Source organism: Bacteroidota bacterium (assembly GCA_016194975.1).
Taxonomy (GTDB): domain Bacteria; phylum Bacteroidota; class Bacteroidia; order Palsa-965; family Palsa-965.
This window is the reverse complement of sequence record JACQAM010000008.1, coordinates 291568-307423: the sequence shown is the minus strand read 5'-3', so window position 1 is coordinate 307423 and position 15856 is coordinate 291568. Positions and strand designations below refer to the sequence as shown.

Here is a 15856-nt window from a genome sequence, read left to right as displayed (position 1 = left end):
ATAGAGGGATAAATGCAGATATACCGATCGAGGATGTGAGACAAAGCGATTCTACATCTATTGATTAAAACAGATCTGCGATCCGCATAGCAGTAAATATTCGTAATTCGTGACCTTAAAAATCTTCGGGGTAATATTCCTCTTCATCATCAAGATCAAGGTCGTCGAGACTCACATCTTCCAGTTTCATTTTTGAATCATCATCAATATCGGACGCTTCATCATCCTCATCGGGCTTTTCATATTCATCAACCGGAAGATCTTCTTCATCATCTTCCTCGGCAGCATGTTTTGCTTTTGAAATTTTCGCTGCAGGACGCTGCGCCTGCTTGAGAATTTCTGCCCGGGTTGGTTTTGATTGCTTCTTCATCGCTTTGATGATTTGATGGTTAAAGTTAAAAGGATTTTTTTCGTTTTACACATTTCTTCATTTTTTTGAAAAGTTTTTTTTCTGAAGTTTAGAGGCTGTCTAAAATTCATTTTTTGGAATTGTTATGATGCCATTTTTGTTCAGCCGAGGCGCATTTTGCAGGCCATAGTGGAGCGACTACGGCCAAGAAATGCAACGAAGGATGAACAAAAATGGCGCATAACAATTCCAAAAAATGAATTTTAGACAGCCTCTAGTCCTTGTCGAAATGAAATGGAAATCCTCGATCTCATTTTGTATTTTTGCACCTCAATAAATTTTCCATGAAAGACCTTCTTGAGCAGTATGAGAATAAAAGGCCGGAGATCGTTTACGAATGGAAAGATTCTGAAACGGAAGCAGAGGGCTGGGTGGTCATCAATTCGTTGCGCGGTGGAGCTGCAGGTGGTGGAACAAGAATGAGAAAAGGCCTCGATCGGAGAGAAGTGGAATCGCTTGCAAAAACAATGGAAGTGAAATTCACTGTGGCTGGCCCTGCTATCGGCGGAGCAAAATCAGGAATAAATTTTGATCCGAATGATCCGAGAAAACGCGGTGTACTTGAGCGCTGGTTCAAAGCCGTAATGCCACTGCTGAAAAATTATTATGGAACGGGCGGAGATCTGAACGTAGATGAAATTCATGATGTGATTGATATTACCGGCCGTTATGGATTGCGCCATCCGCAGCAAGGTGTTGTGCGCGGACATTTCGGCGCCGATGATGAAAGTGCGGTGCGAAGAATAAAAAATCTGCAGGACGGTGTTACAAAAAAAATTCTGGATGAACATTTTACTCCCGGTCCGGGCAATACGATCTCTGACATGATCACCGGTTACGGTGTTGCAGAATCGGTTCGTCATTACTACAAAGTGTGGGGCGGAAGTGTGAAAGGAAAAAGAGTGATCATTCAGGGATGGGGAAATGTGGCATCGGCTGCAGGATATTATCTCGCGCAGGATGGCGCATTGATCACCGCTATCATTGATCGTGAAGGCGGAATTGTAAATGAAAAAGGACTCGATCTTCACGCCGTAAAAAAATTATTTCTCACCAAGCAGGGAAATAAGCTCCAAACAGAAAATATGCTTTCTCCTGATGAGCTTCAGAAAAAAGCGTGGAATGCCGGGGCGGAAATATTCATTCCTGCTGCAGCTTCCCGTCTCATCACGAAAGAACAGATCGATGCGCTGTGCGGGAACGGACTTGAAGTGATTGCGTGCGGCGCGAATGTTCCGTTTGCCGATAAAGAAATATTTTTCGGGCCCGTTGGAGAATATGCCGATTCGAAAGTGAGCGTGATCCCCGATTTTATTTCCAACTGCGGAATGGCGCGCGTGTTCGCGTACCTCATGGGCGAACGTGTGGAAATGAATGACGCGGCTATCTTCGGAGATGTTTCCCAAACCATTCACACTGCATTGAAAAAAGTACATGCCGATTCTTCCTCTTCGAAAAATATTGCGAAGACGGCTTTTGTGATCGCGCTGAAAGAACTGATCTGAAAAACAGCACGTCCTTTTTTCTCCATCCCATTTCCGGATTTGAAAAATTATCAATTCACTTGTTGCTGCGTCTTTTTGCTGTTGCAGGAATTCTCATTAAGTTAGCATTCAACTTTTCAAACCATTACCCATGAAAAAGAAAATTTTTATTGCCGCAGCTATCCTCCCGTTTTTCGCAGGATGCTGCTCTGAATTCGAGATCGTAAATGACGATGTTCCTTCTGCTGTTTCCTCTGCTTTCCAAACGAAATATCCTTCCGCACAGGGAACAGAATGGGAAGTAGAAAGCGAAGACGGACACATGATCTATGAAGCCGGATTCAAAGTGGACGGAAAAAGAATGGAAGCGGAATTCAAACCCGACGGAACTTTCATTAAACAGGAATAAAATTTCTCATCATTTTTTTTCTTCCCGATTTTTCAGGGAGATATTGCAGATTCTGCAGGAATGTAAATTCCATAAGCGGAATGAAATATTTTTTTGTGCAACCGGATGATGAAGGACAGAAGCAGGGATAAATTTCCAAATCATTTTTTCTCCGGTATGCACGGGCCTACCAGTGGTTGACCTCTCTGCGCCACATATCAAAAACAGATTTTGAAACTGATCCATTGTATTTATCATTGCGTAGAACAATACGGAACCCCAATCACTCCGAATGAACTGAATCTACTCCTGCATTACCTGAATACGGCGAAGGCAAATCCTCACAGCGCATTTCATCCCCGCGCTACATGCCACATCCTCCCGCGCCGCATCAACTGAATCACCGTTACGATTGCAGGTGAAAGACATCAATTGTTTAACCCATCACTAAAAACAAAAATCGCATGGACAATAAATTCGTCCTCAATGCCGGTTTCAATGAACTGGTTTTTGAGAAAAGGCACAAGGCCTACGGCGCATTCCAGATCCGGAAACGGTACAGCAAAAATGTACTGGTCTCCGCGTTCGTTGCGTCGGCAATTTTCGCATCAGCGATCGGATCTTATTTCATTCATCTTCCTTCTGCAGTTGCTGCCGACCGTCCGAAAGATGACGGGCCGGTGAAGATCATCACCATGACCATTCCGCATGATGATAAGAAAACAGATGAAGTAAAAAAAGAAAAACCGATCGTTGAGCCACCTCCGAAAGGAGCTGCAACCAAAGCATTCACCACTCCGCAGATCACACTGAAAGATGTGATCACGAAACTGGTGGATTCATCAGGTGCAGATCCGAATGGAAAAAAAGGCGGAACAGGAGTTGACCCCGTCGATACAGGAACTGTTGGCTGTAAAGATTGCGGCCATCATGATCCTCCTGTACCGGACACAATTGATTATGCAAGTGATCCGCCGCAATTTCCGAATATCGATATCTGGTGGCCGAAGAACACGCATTATCCCGAACCTGCGAAAGAACAGAACATCGAAGGAACAGTCTGGCTTTCGTGGATCGTAAATACCGAAGGAAAAGTAACGGATGTAAAAGTGATCAAAGGAGTTCATCCGTTGCTTGATCGCGAAGCTTTGCGTGTTGCGAAACTAATGCCCGACTGGATACCCGGAAAAAACAATGGAAGACTGGTGAATTTTCTTTACCGCAAGCCCATCCATTTTATTTTGTCGAAGTGAATGTGAATGTTTGTGCATGATTGTGAAAGTTTGCAAATATTTTTTCTGCAGAAATTTTTCACTCATCATCCGCACATTTCTCACTGCAGGTTCTGTTTGCTAGCGACAGGACAGCGAAGGCCTCATGGGAATGAACACGCCGGTGTTGAAAATCGGCTCAGGCCTCTTCCCGGAGGCCTTTCGTTTCAGAATAATTTCGGGAGATTGTAAACGTTCTATAATAAAACGATCTCCATGTTCCATTTACTTCTCCAGGCAGGGAATGCAGCGAATGACACTTCGAAAGTTGTGCAGAATGCAGGAATAGTTCCTCCCGCTGCATCGGGGCCCACGCAGGATGTCAATACGCCAATGGGAATTCTCACCGGCGGCGGCCCGTTCATGACCACACTCATGATCTTGCTGCTGATCCTTTTGTTGCTCGCAATTTATTTTGCCATCGAACGCCTCATCGTTGTTTCGAAAGCAGGAAAACTCGATCGCAATTTCATGAACAACATCCGCGATTACCTGATGAACGGGAAGATCGATTCAGCAAAAGAATTATGCCGCGCACAAAGCGGCCCCATCCCGCGCGTGATCGAAAAAGGAATTTCACGATTGGGAAAACCAACGAAAGAAATTTCTGAAGCAATGGAAATTGCAGGAAGAGTGGAAATAACACGCGCCGAAAAAAATCTTCACTTCATCAATCTTGTTGCACGCATGGCGCCAATGATCGGTTTCATAGGAACGATCATGGGTGTTATTGTAATTTTCCACGACATAGCCGGATCAAGCGGGGAAGTGAGCATCAAGCAGGTGTCCCACGGGTTGTATTTGAAAATGTTTTCCTCTGCAGCAGGGCTCACCGTGGGTGTGATCGCATTTGTGTTCTATCACTTCGTCAATTCGCTCGTTGATTCTGTTTCCAAAAAAATTGAACGCTCCACACTCGAATTTCTCGACATGATCAACGAACCCGGCAAATAATAATTGCTTCCGTTTTACGTTTGTTATTAACACACGACTCATGAATCTCAGAAGGAAAAACAGGGAAGGCGCAGAGGTCTTCACCGATTCGCTCAACGACATCATGTTCTTCCTGCTGTTGTTCTTCATCATTCTCTCCACGATCGCGAACAGGAATGTGATCAAGCTCGATCTTCCGAATTCGAAAACCGTGAGCCCGATGAATAATAAAAGCGTGATGCTCGCTGTGGATGCACAGCATAACTACTACGTAAACAACCTGCCAATTACCATCGACCAGATGGAACCGGCGTTACTTGCCGAAACAACAGCACAGGATACAAAAAGCGTGATGCTCGTCCTGGACAAAACACTCACTGTACAGGATCTTGCAGATGTGCTGCAGATCGGAAGCCGGCTCGGATTGAAAATGGTATTGTCAGCTAAAACATCCAGATAGCCATGGCAACGACACTCGCTTACACGATTGGAGAAGAAAGCAACGAACGGAAAGCGAAAATTTTCGCGTGGATCATTTCTGCATCGTTTGCCATCACACTTCTTCTCATTCTTATTTTTCTGAAGATCATCACTCCAATTCCTGCAATTCCCCCCGATCCGGAAGTGATCGCTGTCGAAGTTGGATTCGATGACGGAAGCGGTGGAACTGCAAGTGTGCAGGGCGGAGGTTCGCAGGGAAATACGGGCCATGCAGGAACTACTGATGGAGGAAGTGCAAGCACGGCGACAAATCCCATAAGCAGCGGAAGTGTAACCGATCCGAATTCAAATAATATTTCTTCGAATCCGAATGTGCACAGTTCGCTCACGCAGCAACAACTCAATCAACTGCTCGCAAATTTCAACAAGAACAAAGGCAAAGCCACCATCAACATCGGCGGACAGGGAAATGGTGATCCTTACACTGGAGGAATGGGAAACGGAAGTGGTGATGGCCCGGGACCAAACAATGGCGGAGATCCTGGTCACGGAGGAAATGGCGGAAACAATGGAACAAGTTATCGCCACATCCAATCGAAACCGGAAATTGTAAATCCAACGCAGGAAGAAGGAATTGTTGTGGTACTTGTTCATGTGGATCGCGATGGAAAAGTTACACGTGCGGAGATCGGCAATGGAGGAACAACAAGCAACAACACGCTGCGTGCAACCGCAACTCAGTCGGCTTACAAAATTGTTTTCAATGCCGATAGCAGCGCACCGGTTGATGAATTACTTTCGATCGATATTAAATTCACCCTTCGGTGAACTATTCCCAAACATTGAATTATTTGTATGCACGCCTGCCGATGTTTCAACGCATCGGTCCGGCTGCGTACAAAGCCGATCTCTCGAATACGATCTCCATTTGCAATACACTCGGAAATCCTGAAAATAATTTTCGTTCCATTCACATTGCAGGAACAAACGGGAAAGGATCGGTATCACATCTTCTCGCTTCCATCCTGCAGGAAGCAGGATACAAAACCGGTTTGTACACTTCTCCTCACCTGAAAGATTTCCGCGAGCGCGTTCGTGTGAGTGGTAAAATGATCAGTAAAAATTTCATTGTCGATTTTGTAGAAAAGAATAAAAATATATTTGAAAAAACGGAACCGTCTTTTTTCGAATGGACCGTGGCACTTGCGTTTGAATATTTCTCAGAAAAAAAAGTGGACATCGCAATCATCGAAACCGGTCTTGGCGGGCGGCTCGATTCTACGAATGTGATCACACCGGTTTGTTCGGCGATCACCAACATCAGTTACGATCATACGAATCTTCTTGGCAACACGCTGAAAAAAATCGCAGAAGAAAAAGCAGGTATCATCAAAAAAAATATTCCGATCGTCATCGGTGAAACGCAGGAGGAAGTGAAAACTGTTTTTATCCGCAAGGCGAAGAAAAAAAATGCACCATTGATTTTTGCCGACCGGAATAAAAAAAATATTTCCGACAAAAAAATTCTTGCCTTCAATTGTCCGCTACAAGGAAATTATCAATTAAAAAATACCCGCACTGTTCTTGCAACGGTGGATCTACTCCGAAAAAATAATTTTTCCATTTCAGAAAAAAATATTCGCGATGGAATAAAAAATGTGGTGAAGAATACCGGGCTCCGCGGAAGATGGGACATTATCCGTAAAAAACCATTGACCATCTGCGACACCGGCCATAATGAAGCGGGAATAAAAGAAGTGGTTTCACAATTGAAAAAAATGAAATTCCGGAAACTTCATTTCGTTTTCGGAACGGTTAGCGATAAAGATCCGTCTGGAGTACTGAAACTTCTTCCTGTGAATGCGGAATACTATTTCTGCAAAGCAAAATTACCAAGAGCGATGGATGCAGAAGAATTGAAAATTCTCGCAGGGAAAAACGGACTTCATGGAAAAAAATATTCTTCGGTAAAAACCGCTTTGAAAGCTGCGCAGAAAAATGCGCAGAAAAATGATCTCGTTTTCGTTGGAGGAAGCACGTTCGTGGTGGCGGAGGCGATGTGAAATAAAAAAGCCATTCCTAAGGAACAGCTCTCTTTGTGATTAAGTGGGACGTACGGGGTTCGAACCTGTGACCTCTACCTTGTCGAGGTAGCGCTCTAAACCAGCTGAGCTAACATCCCAAAAAATTCAAAGAAAAAGTCGCTATTGATGAAGCGACTTTTTTCGTGGGAGCTACAGGGTTCGAACCTGTGACCCTCTGCTTGTAAGGCAGATGCTCTGAACCAGCTGAGCTAAGCTCCCGATTGGGGGTGCAAATATATATTCTTCCCTATAATAAGCCAAATGATTCTGATGGGTAAGAATTTCAACTATTACGGAAACGCGATATCCACTGGCGTTCAGAAATTATTTTCGCATTTCCCCAATGGGAATCGGTAACTGACACCTAAATATTACCGCAGATGCTTCACAGATTCTCAAAGATTTGTTTGGATTGCCGCTGCCGCTTTAAACTGCCGCTACTGCATACTGCTTACCGCCTTCTGAATCCTCCTCCATTCCCGACTCCCGACCATTTCACTCATCGCCTTCTTTCCGCATTTCATCCCCCTCAATTTTCCTGTGGTCTAATTCCTTATCACGCATTTGCAAGGAACTATATTTTTGCTCGTCAATAAAAAAATGGAAGTCATCAGAAACGCTATTCTTCCCACACTTGCTCTCGCACTCACTATGCTCGGCATCAGTTACACCGCATGCAGTGATACGAAAGCCGAAGTGAACAATGCTGGCCCTGCAGCCGAACTACGCGCACAGATCGTACAGTTTGAAATGAAGCTGAATGAAATGAAAAAAGTTCACCAGTCACATGTGCAGCAATACAGCAATGAGATGGGTTGCAACAGCGACAGTAAAGCGCTCGGTCTTATCAAACATCACAATGATATAATTACGCATTACCAGCAGTTACTCGATTATAATAAACTTCAGCTCATCCAGTCCGATACCTCCAATTCTGTGCGTAACAAAGCTCAGCTCGATGATCTGATGAAAAATATTGCATCACTTGAAAATGATGCGCGGGAAATTAAAAACGGCTTTGTCGATTTTACACCCGAACACATTACAAAGTAATCTTGCCGGTTTCATAGCCGGTACCAGACAGAGAAGAGGTGTAATTTCATGGGTTTGTTAGCAGTTCTTCTCGAAAGAGTCCCGCCAAAAGCGGGATTTCTTTTTTTTAAAAATCACAAAAAAGAAAACCCAAATTCCAAAAAGAAGGAATAGTTCATCGGAGAATTAATTTTTGAATCTTGATTTTTGAATCTTGAATCTTGAATCTCACATCCCCTGTCTATCTTTGAAGAATGAAAAGCGGGAAACGCCCACGGCCACTTTTATTATTCTACATTCTTTGTGCTTACGTAATGTTGCAATTCTGCTGGTGGACTTTTTTGCTCGTGAAGCAGGAAAATGAAATTCACCGGCTGGAACAGAAAATTCTTTCGCAAAATGTACAGCGGGGTTTGAACGAAGAAGTGAGTACCGTTCCCGGCGATGAATTGAATTCCAAACTTCACAAGCAATGGATCATGATCTTCGGCGAAGGTTCGGTCTTTCTCATCCTGCTCATTCTTGGAATTTACCGGACACGGAACAGTTTCAGAAAAGAAGTGGCGCTGAACGAACGCCAGAAAAATTTTATTCTATCCGTAACTCACGAACTTCGTTCTCCACTTGCTTCCATTCGCCTTCAGCTCGAAACATTGCGCAAACGCGAATTACCGAAAGAAAAACAAACAGAGATGCAGGATAATGCGATCGAAGACATCGACCGGCTGAATGTTCTCATTGAGAATATTCTTGTTGCTGCCCGCATCGATGATCATACCTATTCGCTGCGCATGCAGCAGGAAAATATTTCTGATCTGCTGGAAGACCTTTGCACAAAATCGAAGAACAATTTTGCACGCGAACACCGGCTGGAATGTTCCATCGAAAAAAATATTATCTGCGCAACAGATAAAATGAGTTTCCATTCCATCATCATCAACCTGCTGGAGAATGCAGTAAAATATTCCCAGGCAGATTCTTTGATCAGTGTTTCAATGAAGAAAAAAAACAAGGCCGTTGCTATAACGATCACGGACCGCGGCGCCGGTATTCCGGAAAATGAAAAAGAAAATATTTTCGGGAGATTCTACCGTATCGGGAATGAGGAAACAAGAAGAACAAAAGGCACCGGCCTCGGATTGTATATTGTGCGCAACCTGGTGCACGCACATGGATGGAACATCAGCGTGCGCGATAACACGGGCAAAGGAACTATTTTTGAAATCGGAATTCCATTGACATGAACAACAGGAAAGCAGTATTGATTATTCTCGACGGTTGGGGAATCGGTGACGGATCGAAAGCCGATGCGATCGCTCATTCCAACGTTCCTTTTTACAGGGAACTCATGAAAAAATTTCCGCACAGTACGCTGCAGACTTCCGGGCTCGACGTAGGACTTCCCGACGGGCAAATGGGAAATTCCGAAGTGGGACACCTGAATATCGGTGCAGGAAGAATTGTTTACCAGGATCTCGAAATGATCAACAAAGCCTGCCGCGAAAAAACCATTGACAGTGAAAAAACAATTCTTGAACTTTTTGATCATGTGAAAACGTCAGGGAAAAAGCTGCATTTCATTGGACTCGTTTCCGATGGCGGCGTTCATTCTTCCCAGTTCCATCTTCATCATCTTCTTGAGTGCGCAACTAATTACGATTTGAAAAATGTTTTCGTGCACGCATTCACAGACGGGCGCGACACAGATCCGAAGAGTGGAAAAAATTTCATCACGCACCTGCTCGCACACATGAAACACACCACGGGAAAACTGGCAACAATAACCGGAAGATATTATGCAATGGACCGCGATAAAAGATGGGAACGTGTGAAGATCGCCTACGATGGAATGATAAATGGCATTGGTGAAAAATCTTCTGACGCGATTGAAGCAATAAGCAGATCGTATGCAAACGGTGTGACCGATGAATTCATCAAACCGCTCATCATGACGAATGATGACGGCTCTCCGGTTGCAAAGATTGAAGAAGGTGATGCCGTATTCTGTTTTAATTTCAGAACAGATCGTTGCCGGGAAATTACAACAGTACTCACGCAGAAAAATATGCCGGAGCAGGGCATGAAAACTATTCCGCTCTATTATGTAACGATGACCATTTACGATCACACTTTTCAGCAGGTGAAAGTTGTTTACGGAAAAAATGATCTGGTGAATACGATCGGTGAAATAATTTCGAAGGCCGGAAAAAAACAGATCCGCATTGCTGAAACAGAAAAATATCCTCACGTTACTTTTTTCTTTTCAGGCGGAAGAGAAAAAGAATTCGATGGGGAAAAACGCATCATGATCCCTTCACCAAAAGTGGCGACGTATGATCTGCAACCTGAAATGAGCGCCAATGAAGTGACGGATGCCATTGTCACCGAGCTGGAAAATGAAACAGCAGATTTTATTTGCCTGAATTTTGCAAATGCCGATATGGTGGGCCACACCGGTGTTTATTCTGCCATTGTAAAAGCAGCGGAAACTGTCGATGCCTGTTTGAAACGCGTGGTGGAAATGGGAATGAAAAAAAATTACTCCTTCATCATCATCGCTGATCATGGCAATGCCGATTACGCGATCAACGAAGACGGCTCACCGAATACAGCACACACTAAAAACCCGGTGCCCTGCATTCTCATTGACGATCATAATAAAAAAATTCAGAACGGCCGCCTCGCCGACATCGCCCCTACCCTGCTTACCCTAATGGAAATTGCAATTCCGAAAGAGATGAATGGGAATGTTCTGATTGGATGAACTACTGTACGAACTACGAAATGCACGAAGTACGAAATACGAAAGTAATTTTTCTATTCGTCACTTCGTACTTCGTGCATTTCGTAGTTCGTACAGTAAAAAAAACCCACATAACGGAGGACGTCATGCGGGTGTAAAGTATGGAGCACGGGCTGCGGTCCCTGCCAACTCCATAAACCGGGTATTACGCCGGGTGGTCACCATTAATAGTTTCCGTGGTTACCGATAGTATAATGCGCAAATGGAAAAAAGTTACAGGATTACAGATGAAATTATTTCAGCGAATCAGCTGAAGGTAAACAATTGACTGCGGCGACCCTCATGCACTGCCCCTTGAATATTCTTCCGCGTCTATGATTTTCTTTTTTTTCTTTTTCTTTTTCACGACCTGTGGTTTCACCATGTAATAGGTGACAGTTTTTTTTGTCCCGTCTTTATTCACGATCGTTTTCTTCATGGGAACAATAACATTTTTTTCCGGCTCATCGTTTTTCGGATATGAGATATACGTTCCTTTATTCACATCGCGCGCCATGTCGATGAAACCATAAATTCCCGCAGAGAGAAATGCGGCGACGGTGATCCCGATGAAAGTTTTCATGTGGTGATGGTTTTAAGATAATTTCTTGCCTGAAAAAAAATAATGGCTTCTGCCACCAGTGCATTTCCGATCACGCTGATCCAGAGTGAAACGGAATAATTCGTGAACTCTTCCATTCCTGCGTGATGAAAAATGATATGGTAAACGCGGAAGGTGACTGCGGTAAGCACCATCGCGTACGAGCGCATCATCCAGAATTTATGCGCGAGATAATTTTTCTGGTAAGCGGCCGTCACGAATCCTTTGTACGTTGTAAAAAACCAGAACACCGCCATGCACATGAAGCAAATTCTTTCTGCAGGACCGCCTTCTGCAAAAAAAGTCATGTAGAATCCGCTGGGCGCGCCGAGCAACAAGACGACGAACACATAAATTTTTCCCGCCACCGTATGAATTTTTTTTCGCTTGTGCAGAATCCAGGAAGAGAATTGCAGCAGCGCGGTGAGAATGCAGAAAGCTCCGGCAGCAATGTGAATGTAAAAACTCCAGCGCCACACCCATTTATTGTACAACACCGTTCTGTCGCGGAGAAAAGAAAAATCGGTTTTGAAAGTGAAATACGGAATGGTATTCACCACCAGCAGCAACGAAAGTAAAATGACGGGCAACCAGAAAAAAACAAACACGCCGGCATTCATTGCATTCCGGGCCGAAAGCATTCTGCGGTTCACTTGTTGCATTTGATCCATAATGCCAAGTAACGTTCCTTTTCTAAGGCTTTCCTCTCAATATTTGTCAGCGTAGGACTTCATCCAGCAATTGAGGCAAATGCTGGGATTTCTGTTTCGACTGATTGATGGAATAAAAAACGGCCACTTTGGGTGACCGTTCTTCCTCTAAGCCTCGCTTTTCTCCCGAAAGCGATACTGATCGGGTCCTGCCGCTTTCACTTGTGATAGTACACCGTGAAAGCATATGTTACACTGATTGCCAGCAACACCAAGGTCCCAATCAAGACCATTGTAATGGCTCTCTTCATGGTTACCTGTTTTTGATTATTTCAATTTACGAAAATGCCCAATGAAAGTTCTGCTTCTTTGTCTGGATACTGTTAATCCCCTCATTTTGAGCGATTTTTTTTGCCAATGGTTTTTATTGAACCCCAGAATGGAATTTATTTCAGGAATAATCGGAGAATTACACGAAAGCACTTGACATTGGGGTATTCATAAGGATATATTTGCCGCCGCTTAGCCGGTAAAGAGAACATTCTTTATTGCAGCTTCCGAAGAATTCTAAAACTAAATTTCCACTATGAAATTATCCCAGTTCAAATTCAATCTTCCCCGCGATCTCGTGGCTGATTATCCCGCTAAACAACGCGATGGTTCGCGTATGATGGTCATTCACCGCAAAACCGGAAAGATTGAGCACAAACATTTCCGCGATATCATCAATTATTTCAACGATGGCGATGTCATGATGCTGAACGATACCAAAGTTTTTCCCGCACGTTTGTATGGAAATAAAGAAAAAACTGGGGCTAAAATAGAAGTGTTCCTGCTGCGTGAACTCAACCGGGAAAGCCGCCTGTGGGATGTTCTTGTGGATCCTGCAAGAAAGATCCGCATTGGTAATAAACTTTATTTCGGTGAAAATGATTCGCTCGTTGCAGAAGTGATCGACAACACTACCTCACGCGGAAGAACGCTGCGTTTTCTTTTCGACGGGCCTTTCGAAGAATTCAAAAAGACAATCGAGTCGCTCGGAAATTGTCCTATTCCGAAATACATCCGCCGACCATTGCAACCGGAAGACACGGAGCGTTACCAAACCGTTTACGCACGCGTGGAAGGAGCTGTTGCGGCTCCTACAGCAGGATTACACTTCAGCCGCGAACTGATGAAACGCCTCGAGCTGAAAGGAATTAATTTTCCAACGATCACGCTTCATGTAGGACTCGGAAGTTTCCGCCCGGTGGAAGTAGAAGATCTCACCAAACATAAAATGGAATCGGAACAACTCGAGATCCCGCAGTCTGCCGTGGATATCGTGAACAATGCGAAACGGAATAAAAAACGTATTTGCGCTGTGGGCACTACGGTGATGCGTGCTTCCGAAACGTCTGTTTCTACCGATCGCTTTCTGAAACCTTTCAATGGCTGGACCAATAAATTTGTTTTTCCTCCTTATGATTTTTCGATCGTCGATTCGATGGTCACCAATCTTCATGCACCAGAATCGACACTGCTGATGATGGTCTCCGCTTTCGGTGGCTACGATCTGATCATGAAAGCCTATCGTGAAGCTGTGCGTGAAAAATATCGCTTCCTCAGTTACGGCGATTGCATGCTCATTCTGTGAGTACGAAATACGAATATTTACAAAAGTATTACGCTGACCGATTTCGTACTCTTTAGTATTTCGTAACTTTTAGTAGAATCTTCGTATTTCCTACCCTTATGAACAGGTGCTGAAAAATTTCGCGTTTAAATCATCATTTATTCCAATGAGTAATTTTAACTTGCGCGCACTTTTTACCGGGCAAATTTGAAACGTTACGTCATCATTGTTGCAGCAGGCCGCGGGGCGCGAATGCAGTCTCCCACACCGAAACAGTTCATTCGGCTGTATGGAAAACCTGTTGTGCTCCACAGCATTTCTGCTTTCGTGGAATTCGATGCGAACATCACGATCATTCTTGTTCTTCCTGCCGACCAGCTTTCGATGTGGGAAAAGATCGCATCGGAATATCATGTTCCCGGTTCCGTACAGATCACTGCCGGTGGAGAAACAAGATTTGAATCGGTGAAGAACGGGCTCGCACTTATTCCGGAGGAAGATGCTTTCGTGGCCGTGCATGATGCCGTGCGCCCGCTGGTGGGATTGAAAACAATAAGCGCTGCATTCAATTCAGCAGGACGATATGGCAATGGAATTCCGGCAATACCGATCAGCGATTCTATCCGGCAGATCGAATCCACGAAAACTGTCGCACTCGATCGCTCGAAATATTGTCTTACACAAACTCCACAGACTTTTTCTGTTCCGCTGCTGAAAAAAGCTTACGCGCAGGAATACAAATACACTTTTACTGATGATGCTTCTGTACTGGAATCATTGGGGGAACAAATTCATCTTGTAGATGGCAACGCCGATAATTTCAAACTTACTACGCCGGTCGATCTTGTTCTTGCAGAGGCGATCCTGAAAAATAAATCGCAGCTCGCGAAAGATCTCAGCGGGGGAACGCATCCTTAAGAGAATGGAGTTCGGAGGGAAGAGCCAGGGAAAAGAAAATTTATTTCAGATCAGTTTTTTCACTTTCGCTTCCGGCGAAATTTTTTCCGGAGTTACTCCACTTAAAAGATTCACTCCCGGTTTTTTCCCTTTCTCAAACGTACCAAGATCATTCATCTTCAAAGCTTCTGCCCCGTTCTTCGTAGCCCAGGTGAGTAATTCCGCAGAAGAAATATTTTCTTCGTGTTGTGCAATGATCTTCAATTCCCCGAAAACAGAAAGTTTTTCATTCGAAGCAAGTGAATCTGTTCCCACGATCATCTTCACTTTTGCATCCATGAAATTTTTAAATGCCGGCAATTTATTTTCAATGTACAGGTTGGCGCCCGGGCAAAAACACCAGTAAATACTCTTGCTGTAATATTCGGCCCAGGTAATATCGTCAGGGGAAGTGAATGTATTATGCACAAGAATAAGATTCCGGTTCACCGGAAGATATTTCAGTTTCGAGCGAAGTGAATTCACCCCGGAAGGTTTGAACCACGAAATATCGATGCCGAGAAAATCATAAAGTTCACGCACGGGTCCTGTGCCGCGACGGAAAAATTCACTCTCCGCTTCACTTTCCTGGTTGTGCATGGTGATCGGCATTTCCTCCCCACGCGAAAGATTCCCGATGATCTCGAGTAATTCATTCGACACAGAATAAGGAGCGTGCGGCGAAATAGAAGAAGTCTGCGGACAATGATCCTTGAGAAACATTCCCACTTCCGCTGCTTTCTCCGCCATCTTGGGATTGAGCGAGATCAGTTCGATGAATGTGTGATAGCGCAAATTATTTTTTTCCTTGAGTTCGAAAGTGTCTACACTGTTCACGATATCACCCACTCCTACAATTCCATTCGCGATCATTTCCTTTTCCGCTTTCTCCGAAGCTGCAATGATCTCTTCGTGAGAAAATTCGCCGCGCATAGGCATCACTTGTTTTGCAAATCCTGCGAAACCTGTGTGCTTCTCTATCTTTCCGCGCAAATGAGAAAGTTCGAGATGACAATGTGCATTGATGAATCCCGGGCAAATGATGCCTTCGGATTTTTCCGGATCAGGAAAAGAATTATTTTTTGTGGGATCAATGAGATCGGAAATTGTTCCGTCTTCTTCTATGGCAAGAATTCCATTGGAAATAAAACCGGTGTGTGCGGAAAAAATATGATCGGCTGAAATAAAACGCATATGGGGGTGCGACAAATGTCGCCATTTTCTTTTACG

16 protein-coding genes and 2 tRNA genes are annotated in these 15856 nt (G+C 44.2%); 12 read left to right on the top strand and 6 right to left on the bottom strand.

Features of this window, described 5'->3' with window-relative positions:
* Positions 1-115: 115 nt before the first annotated feature.
* On the bottom strand, positions 116-370 hold the full coding sequence (locus tag HY064_07585; GenBank protein ID MBI3510509.1) for a hypothetical protein: 255 nt from the start codon (positions 368-370) through the stop codon (positions 116-118).
* Positions 371-693: 323 nt separating this feature from the next.
* On the opposite strand from HY064_07585, the gene HY064_07580 reads away from it, so the two are divergent.
* The 7 genes from HY064_07580 to HY064_07550 all read left to right on the top strand — a co-directional run bounded on the left by HY064_07580 (position 694) and on the right by HY064_07550 (position 6989).
* Positions 694-1914, top strand: coding sequence for an amino acid dehydrogenase (locus HY064_07580; protein ID MBI3510508.1), 1221 nt, complete (start codon positions 694-696; stop codon positions 1912-1914).
* A gap of 130 nt (positions 1915-2044) precedes the next feature.
* Positions 2045-2302, top strand: a complete 258-nt coding sequence (locus HY064_07575; GenBank protein MBI3510507.1) for a hypothetical protein — start codon at positions 2045-2047, stop codon at positions 2300-2302.
* 443 nt (positions 2303-2745) lie between these two features.
* Positions 2746-3534: a TonB family protein gene (locus tag HY064_07570; GenBank protein ID MBI3510506.1), complete on the top strand. Its 789-nt coding sequence runs from the start codon at positions 2746-2748 to the stop codon at positions 3532-3534.
* Between the two features lie 234 nt (positions 3535-3768).
* Positions 3769-4506: a MotA/TolQ/ExbB proton channel family protein gene (locus HY064_07565; protein ID MBI3510505.1), complete on the top strand. Its 738-nt coding sequence runs from the start codon at positions 3769-3771 to the stop codon at positions 4504-4506.
* Positions 4507-4546: 40 nt separating this feature from the next.
* The gene (locus HY064_07560) at positions 4547-4945 is read left to right on the top strand and encodes a biopolymer transporter ExbD (protein ID MBI3510504.1); all 399 of its coding nucleotides are present in this window, start codon (positions 4547-4549) and stop codon (positions 4943-4945) included.
* A gap of 2 nt (positions 4946-4947) precedes the next feature.
* The gene (locus HY064_07555; protein MBI3510503.1) at positions 4948-5754 is read left to right on the top strand and encodes a hypothetical protein; all 807 of its coding nucleotides are present in this window, start codon (positions 4948-4950) and stop codon (positions 5752-5754) included.
* The gene (locus tag HY064_07550) at positions 5751-6989 is read left to right on the top strand and encodes a bifunctional folylpolyglutamate synthase/dihydrofolate synthase (protein MBI3510502.1); all 1239 of its coding nucleotides are present in this window, start codon (positions 5751-5753) and stop codon (positions 6987-6989) included. Before HY064_07555 ends, HY064_07550 begins: the two co-directional genes overlap by 4 nt.
* A 44-nt stretch (positions 6990-7033) precedes the next feature.
* On the opposite strand, the gene HY064_07545 is transcribed toward HY064_07550, so the two are convergent.
* Positions 7034-7108: transfer RNA gene (locus HY064_07545), tRNA-Val, on the bottom strand.
* Between the two features lie 46 nt (positions 7109-7154).
* Positions 7155-7229: transfer RNA gene (locus tag HY064_07540), tRNA-Val, on the bottom strand.
* Between the two features lie 381 nt (positions 7230-7610).
* Here HY064_07540 and HY064_07535 point away from each other — a divergent pair.
* The 3 genes from HY064_07535 (at position 7611) to HY064_07525 (ending at position 10806) form a co-directional block, all read left to right on the top strand.
* Complete coding sequence (locus tag HY064_07535) at positions 7611-8063, top strand: hypothetical protein (protein ID MBI3510501.1); 453 nt, start codon at positions 7611-7613, stop codon at positions 8061-8063.
* A 233-nt stretch (positions 8064-8296) separates the two neighbouring features.
* The gene (locus HY064_07530) at positions 8297-9286 is read left to right on the top strand and encodes a GHKL domain-containing protein (protein MBI3510500.1); all 990 of its coding nucleotides are present in this window, start codon (positions 8297-8299) and stop codon (positions 9284-9286) included.
* Positions 9283-10806 carry a 2,3-bisphosphoglycerate-independent phosphoglycerate mutase gene (locus tag HY064_07525; protein ID MBI3510499.1) on the top strand — a complete coding sequence of 508 codons (1524 nt, stop codon included), beginning with the start codon at positions 9283-9285 and terminating at the stop codon, positions 10804-10806. Before HY064_07530 ends, HY064_07525 begins: the two co-directional genes overlap by 4 nt.
* A 319-nt stretch (positions 10807-11125) precedes the next feature.
* Here HY064_07525 and HY064_07520 read toward each other — a convergent pair whose 3' ends face one another.
* Positions 11126-11407 carry a hypothetical protein gene (locus HY064_07520; GenBank protein MBI3510498.1) on the bottom strand — a complete coding sequence of 94 codons (282 nt, stop codon included), beginning with the start codon at positions 11405-11407 and terminating at the stop codon, positions 11126-11128.
* Positions 11404-12066 carry a DUF2306 domain-containing protein gene (locus HY064_07515; protein MBI3510497.1) on the bottom strand — a complete coding sequence of 221 codons (663 nt, stop codon included), beginning with the start codon at positions 12064-12066 and terminating at the stop codon, positions 11404-11406. Before HY064_07515 ends, HY064_07520 begins: the two co-directional genes overlap by 4 nt.
* A gap of 595 nt (positions 12067-12661) precedes the next feature.
* Between HY064_07515 and queA the strand changes: the two genes are divergently transcribed.
* Together queA and HY064_07505 are read left to right on the top strand one after the other, a co-directional pair.
* Positions 12662-13711 (top strand): tRNA preQ1(34) S-adenosylmethionine ribosyltransferase-isomerase QueA, encoded by a 1050-nt coding sequence (gene queA, locus HY064_07510; GenBank protein ID MBI3510496.1) that lies wholly within the window; start codon positions 12662-12664, stop codon positions 13709-13711.
* A 186-nt stretch (positions 13712-13897) separates the two neighbouring features.
* Positions 13898-14608, top strand: a complete 711-nt coding sequence (locus HY064_07505) for a 2-C-methyl-D-erythritol 4-phosphate cytidylyltransferase (GenBank protein ID MBI3510495.1) — start codon at positions 13898-13900, stop codon at positions 14606-14608.
* A 45-nt stretch (positions 14609-14653) separates the two neighbouring features.
* On the opposite strand, the gene HY064_07500 is transcribed toward HY064_07505, so the two are convergent.
* Positions 14654-15820 (bottom strand): amidohydrolase family protein, encoded by a 1167-nt coding sequence (locus HY064_07500; protein ID MBI3510494.1) that lies wholly within the window; start codon positions 15818-15820, stop codon positions 14654-14656.
* Positions 15821-15856: the final 36 nt, after the last annotated feature.

What these genes read in the sequence shown, in the direction of transcription:
- HY064_07585 (MBI3510509.1), bottom strand. Translation starts at nt 370, where the DNA reads ATGAAGAAGCAATCAAAACCAACCCGGGCAGAAATTCTCAAGCAGGCG.
- HY064_07580 (MBI3510508.1), top strand. Translation starts at nt 694, where the DNA reads ATGAAAGACCTTCTTGAGCAGTATGAGAATAAAAGGCCGGAGATCGTT.
- HY064_07575 (MBI3510507.1), top strand. Translation starts at nt 2,045, where the DNA reads ATGAAAAAGAAAATTTTTATTGCCGCAGCTATCCTCCCGTTTTTCGCA.
- HY064_07570 (MBI3510506.1), top strand. Translation starts at nt 2,746, where the DNA reads ATGGACAATAAATTCGTCCTCAATGCCGGTTTCAATGAACTGGTTTTT.
- HY064_07565 (MBI3510505.1), top strand. Translation starts at nt 3,769, where the DNA reads ATGTTCCATTTACTTCTCCAGGCAGGGAATGCAGCGAATGACACTTCG.
- HY064_07560 (MBI3510504.1), top strand. Translation starts at nt 4,547, where the DNA reads ATGAATCTCAGAAGGAAAAACAGGGAAGGCGCAGAGGTCTTCACCGAT.
- HY064_07555 (MBI3510503.1), top strand. Translation starts at nt 4,948, where the DNA reads ATGGCAACGACACTCGCTTACACGATTGGAGAAGAAAGCAACGAACGG.
- HY064_07535 (MBI3510501.1), top strand. Translation starts at nt 7,611, where the DNA reads ATGGAAGTCATCAGAAACGCTATTCTTCCCACACTTGCTCTCGCACTC.
- HY064_07530 (MBI3510500.1), top strand. Translation starts at nt 8,297, where the DNA reads ATGAAAAGCGGGAAACGCCCACGGCCACTTTTATTATTCTACATTCTT.
- HY064_07525 (MBI3510499.1), top strand. Translation starts at nt 9,283, where the DNA reads ATGAACAACAGGAAAGCAGTATTGATTATTCTCGACGGTTGGGGAATC.
- HY064_07520 (MBI3510498.1), bottom strand. Translation starts at nt 11,407, where the DNA reads ATGAAAACTTTCATCGGGATCACCGTCGCCGCATTTCTCTCTGCGGGA.
- HY064_07515 (MBI3510497.1), bottom strand. Translation starts at nt 12,066, where the DNA reads ATGCTTTCGGCCCGGAATGCAATGAATGCCGGCGTGTTTGTTTTTTTC.
- queA (MBI3510496.1), top strand. Translation starts at nt 12,662, where the DNA reads ATGAAATTATCCCAGTTCAAATTCAATCTTCCCCGCGATCTCGTGGCT.
- HY064_07500 (MBI3510494.1), bottom strand. Translation starts at nt 15,820, where the DNA reads ATGCGTTTTATTTCAGCCGATCATATTTTTTCCGCACACACCGGTTTT.